2 protein-coding genes are annotated in these 1,033 nt (G+C 65.2%); both read right to left on the bottom strand.

Annotation, left to right across the window (positions count from 1 at the left end; translation table 11 throughout):
* The coding region (locus tag ACH107_RS33105) for a hypothetical protein (protein ID WP_412509828.1) at nucleotides 1-306 on the bottom strand (306 nt) is incomplete at its 3' end.
* A gap of 12 nt (nucleotides 307-318) precedes the next feature.
* The coding region (locus tag ACH107_RS33100) for a major capsid protein (RefSeq protein ID WP_412509827.1) at nucleotides 319-1,033 on the bottom strand (715 nt) is incomplete at its 5' end.

The following is a 1,033-nucleotide window of genomic DNA, read 5'->3' as shown; positions in this document are numbered from 1 at the left end:
GGGCTGCAAGTCCAGCGTCCAGACCAGGCGTTCGCGATCCCGGCGCGGCGCGCCCTGGATCAGGAAGGTCTCGTCGCCAATCAGGATCTGCTCCTCGGGGCGCGGCGCAGGAATATCCCGGACACGGACATCGATCCGCGTGGTCTCCGAGAGAAGCCGTGCCGCCCCGAACTCGGTGATCTCGTCAGGCCGGCGCAAAACGCCCCGGGTCCGTGTGAACTGCCCCTCGATATCGCGGTGCCAGATCTCGACTGTGAGGTTCGGATCCGCAAAAAGCGCGTCGAGCGCCATGGCAATCGCCGTCACTGTTGAAGCCCCTCAGTTCGAGCTGTGCAGGCGGATGGCCAGCCGCGGGCGCTTGTTCACTGGCAGGATCGAGGCCTCAGTCATCAGATCGATCCAGCGACCCTTGGCGTCGATCATCTGGCGCGCATAGAGCGGCAGCCCCACGGTGTTGGCGGTCTCCAGAAGGTTGGCCGGCCCGCCATAGGTGGTGAAGGTGTCGAAGGTGCCCAGCGGAAAGGCGATGCCCTCGCCGGCGGGGATCAGGCGCTCGGAGGTGCCGTTGGAAAGCGTGACGGAGCCGTTGTATTCCTCGAAGAGGATGCCGGCGAAGGGAAAGGCGCAGCGCATGTCGTCGCGCAGGGGCTGGCCGCCGGTGGCCGCGTAGAACTTGTAGGCGTCCTCGGTCTTGGGATGGCTGATCAGCTTGTCGAAGAATTCCGAGCTGACCAGCGCATGGGCGGTGGTCATGGTCTCGCCCAGCAGGTTGTCCTCGATGCCGCGCAGCACGTTGCGGACCTTGGCCTGGATATTGGTGCCGGCGGTGCCAAAGACGAAGTCGACGGAGATCCGGGTGAGCCCGAACTCGGTGAAGTAGTCGTAGAGCGTGGTGCCGGCGCCATCCTTCACGATGCCGCGCAGGGCGTTCATTTCCATGTATTCGCGGGTCTGGGCATGCTTGCGGCGCATCAGCGTCAGCTTGCGGTTCATCACCTCGACCAGGGGATCGGCGGCGTCCGAGACGCCCAGC

The organism is Roseovarius halophilus (ex Wu et al. 2025) (assembly GCF_047086965.1).
The sequence above is the reverse complement of the archived record's forward strand: the minus strand, read 5'-3'. Positions and strand labels throughout refer to the sequence as shown.